At 73.5% G+C, this 3,690-nt stretch carries 5 protein-coding genes; all 5 read left to right on the forward strand.

Annotated elements, in window-relative coordinates:
- Nucleotides 1-830: isochorismate synthase (locus tag K6I33_RS32970; protein WP_229358336.1), on the forward strand; the 830-nt coding region annotated here is incomplete at its 5' end.
- Nucleotides 827-2,494: a (2,3-dihydroxybenzoyl)adenylate synthase gene (locus tag K6I33_RS32975; RefSeq protein WP_229358338.1), complete on the forward strand. Its 1,668-nt coding sequence runs from the start codon at nucleotides 827-829 to the stop codon at nucleotides 2,492-2,494. The genes K6I33_RS32970 and K6I33_RS32975, both read left to right, overlap by 4 nt.
- A 49-nt stretch (nucleotides 2,495-2,543) precedes the next feature.
- Complete coding sequence (locus K6I33_RS32980) at nucleotides 2,544-3,176, forward strand: isochorismatase family protein (protein ID WP_229358340.1); 633 nt, start codon at nucleotides 2,544-2,546, stop codon at nucleotides 3,174-3,176.
- A 5-nt stretch (nucleotides 3,177-3,181) separates the two neighbouring features.
- Nucleotides 3,182-3,412 (forward strand): phosphopantetheine-binding protein, encoded by a 231-nt coding sequence (locus tag K6I33_RS32985; protein WP_229358342.1) that lies wholly within the window; start codon nucleotides 3,182-3,184, stop codon nucleotides 3,410-3,412.
- On the forward strand, nucleotides 3,409-3,690 hold a 282-nt coding region (locus K6I33_RS32990; RefSeq protein WP_229358344.1), incomplete at its 3' end, for a condensation domain-containing protein. The genes K6I33_RS32985 and K6I33_RS32990, both read left to right, overlap by 4 nt.

Below are 3,690 nucleotides of genomic sequence, written 5' to 3' on the forward strand. Positions count from 1 at the left end.
GGGACATCCGGCCCCCCCCCTCGCCGGAGATATACGGCAGAGCCGTCGCCGAGGCCGTACGGCGCATGAAGCGCGGCGACTTCAGCAAGGTCGTCCTCGCCCGCACCCTCGAACTGCGCTCCTCGCGCGACCTGGACCTGCCCGCGCTGCTCCAGCGCCTCGCCCGCCGCGACCCCTCGGGCTACACCTTCGCCGTCCCCTCCGGCCCCGGCCGCACCCTGCTCGGCGCCAGCCCGGAACTCCTCGTCTCCCGGCGCGGCGGCCGCCTCGTGGCCAACCCGCTCGCCGGCTCCACCCCCCGCAGCGCCGACCTCGCCGAGGACGTGCGCCGCGCGGCCGCCCTCCTCGAATCCGCCAAGGACCTCCACGAGCACGCCGTCGTCGTCGACGCCGTCCGCGAGGCCCTCGCCCCCTACTGCCGCACCCTCGACGTGCCCACGCGCCCCACCCTGGTGCGCACCGCCACCATGTGGCACCTGTCCACCACCGTCGTCGGCGAGCCGGCCGACCCCGCCGTCTCCGCCCTGGAGCTGGCCTGCGCCCTCCACCCGACGCCCGCCGTGTGCGGCACCCCCACCGACACCGCCCGCCGGGTCATCGGGGAGCTCGAGCCCTTCGACCGGGGCGCCTACACCGGCATGGTGGGATGGGGCGACGCGAGCGGTGACGGCGAATGGGTCGTCACCATCCGCTGCGCCGAGGCCGAGGAGCGCACGCTGCGCCTCTTCGCGGGCGCGGGCGTCGTCGAGCAGTCCTCGCCGGAGGCGGAGACCGCCGAGACCGGCGCCAAGTTCCAGACGTTCCTTCAGGCAGTGGGGGTTGACCAGTGACGGGCATCAAGGACATCGACGACGCGCCCGGCTATCCGGCCGCGTTCGCCGAGCGCTACCGGGCCAAGGGCTACTGGCGCGGCGAAACGTTCGGCCGGATGCTGCGCGAGCGCGCCGAGGCCCACCCCGACCGGGTCGCGATCGTCGACCCGGCGGGCGAGGGACGCCGCTGGACGTACGGCGAACTCGACCTGCGCGCCGACCGGCTGGCCGCCGGCCTGCTCGCCCGCGGCATCGGCAAGGGCGACCGCGTCGTCCTCCAGCTGCCGAACGTCGCCGAGTTCTTCGAGGTCGTCTTCGCCCTCTTCCGCATCGGCGCCCTTCCCGTCTTTGCCCTCCCGGCGCACCGCGAGACCGAGATCCGCCACTTCTGCGCCTTCACCGAGGCGGCCGCCTACGTCATCGCCGACGTCGCCGAGGGCTACGACTACCGCGAGCTCGCCACCAAGGTGAAGGCCGAAGTCCCCACCCTCAAGCACGTCTTCGTCGTCGGCGACCCGGGCGAACACACCGGGCACACCGCCCTCGCCGACGTCCCGGCCGAGCCGGTCGCCATCGACGACGCGCCCCGACCCCACGAGCTGGCCTTCCTCCAGCTCTCCGGCGGCTCCACCGGAGTGCCCAAGCTCATCCCGCGCACCCACGACGACTACATCTACTCGCTGTGGGGCTCCAACGAGATCTGCGGCGTCGACGAGCACAGCGTCTTCCTGTGCGCGCTGCCCGCCGCCCACAACTTCCCCCTCAGCTCGCCCGGCACCCTCGGCGCCCTGTACGCCGGCGCCCGGGTCGTCCTCGCCCCCCGCCCCAGCCCCGACGTGGCCTTCCCGCTCATCGAGGCCGAGGGCGTCACCCTCACCGGCCTCGTCCCGCCGCTGGCCCTGGTGTGGACCGAGGCCGCCGCCGGCACCCCGCACGACCTCTCCAGCCTGGAGGTGCTGCTCGTCGGCGGCGCCAAGTTCAGCGAGGAGGCCGCCCGGCGCGTCCGCCCCGCCCTCGGCTGCACCCTCCAGCAGGTCTTCGGCATGGCGGAGGGCCTGGTGAACTACACCCGGCTCGACGACCCCGAGGACACGATCGTCACCACCCAGGGCCGCCCCATCTCGCCCGACGACGAGATCCGCGTCGTGGACGACGAGGACAACGACCTGCCCGTGGGCGCCACCGGACACCTCCTCACCCGCGGCCCGTACACCATCCGCGGCTACTGGCGGGCCCCCGAGCACAACGCCACCGCCTTCACCGCCGACGGCTTCTACCGCACCGGTGACGTCGTACGGCTCACGGAGACGGGCCACCTGGTCGTCGAGGGCCGGGCCAAGGACCAGATCAACCGGGGCGGCGAGAAGGTCGCGGCCGAGGAGATCGAGAACCACATCCTCGCCCACCCCGCCGTCCACGACGTCGCCGTCGTCTCCATGCCCGACGACTACCTCGGCGAGCGCACCTGCGCCTACGTCGTACTGCGCGAGGGCACCGCGCCGGTGAAGTCCATCGCCGTCAAGAAGTTCGTGCGCGAGCGCGGGCTCGCCGCCTTCAAGGTGCCCGACCGCGTCGAGTTCGTCGAGGCGTTCCCGCAGACCGGCATCGGCAAGGTCTCCAAGAAGGACCTGCGCGCCGCCATCGCCGCGCGGCTGCGCGACACGGCCGCCGCCCGCGACTGAGCCCCGGTCACCCCGCACGCATCCCGGAACCACGAAAGGCCCCGCCACCATGGCGCTCCCCGCCATCGCCCCCTATCCCATGCCCACCGCCGCGGACCTCCCCGCGAACAAGGTCGCCTGGACGGTCGACCCGAGCCGCGCCGTGCTGCTCGTGCACGACCTCCAGAACTACTTCCTCGACGCCTTCGAGACCGGCGCCTCGCCCGTCACCGAGCTGCTCGCCAACATCGCGCGGCTGAGGAAGGAGTGCGCCCGCCTCGGCGTCCCCGTCGTCTACTCCGCCCAGCCCGGCGGCCAGACCGCCGCCGAGCGCGGCCTCCAGCAGGACTTCTGGGGCCCCGGACTGCCCGACGACGAGCGCGCCAAGGCCATCGCCGACGCCGTCGCCCCCGACGCGGGCGACACCGTGCTCACCAAGTGGAAGTACAGCGCCTTCGTCCGCACCGACCTCGCCGAGCGGATGGCGGAGCAGGGCCGCGACCAGCTGATCGTCGTCGGCGTCTACGCCCACATCGGCGTCATGATGAGCGCGTGCGACGCCTGGATGCGCGACATCCAGCCCTTCCTCGTCGCCGACGCCGTCGCCGACTTCTCCGCCGGCGACCACGCCATGGCACTTCGCTGGGCGGCCGCCAAGTGCGCCGTCGTCACCACCACCGACCGCGTCTTCGAAGGACAGTGAGCACCGTGGCCCTGACCCTGGAACAGATCCGTGCCGACGTCGCCGACGTGCTGGGCGAGGACCCGGCCGACATCCCCGACGACGAGAACCTCGTGGACTACGGCCTCGACTCCGTCCGCATCATGACCCTCGTCGAGCGCTGGCGGCGCGACCACGGCACCGAGGTCACCTTCGTCGACCTCGCGGAGAAGCCGGCCATCGAGGAGTGGGCACCCCTGCTGGGGGCCCGGGCATGACCGTCACCGCACTCGAGCGGCCCGTCAGCGGCAGCGGCCCCGCCCGGCGCATCGCGCCGGAGGGGCTGCCGCTGACGGCCGCTCAGTCGGCCATGTGGCAGGCCCAGGCCCTCGACCCGGAGAGCCCCGCCCTGAACACCGCCGAGTACCTGGACATCCAGGGCGACGTGGACCCGGAGCTCTTCGCCGAGGCCCTGTACCGCGTCGCCCGCGAGGCGGACACCCTGGGCGTACGGATCGCGGACACGCCCGCCGGGCCCCGGCAGCTGCCCGTCGAC

It is taken from the genome of Streptomyces sp. UNOB3_S3 (assembly GCF_020740895.1).
Lineage (GTDB): Bacteria > Actinomycetota > Actinomycetes > Streptomycetales > Streptomycetaceae > Streptomyces.

Excerpts from the sequence above, each read along its gene's own strand:
- K6I33_RS32980 (WP_229358340.1), top strand. The coding sequence starts at position 2,544 with ATGGCGCTCCCCGCCATCGCCCCCTATCCCATGCCCACCGCCGCGGAC.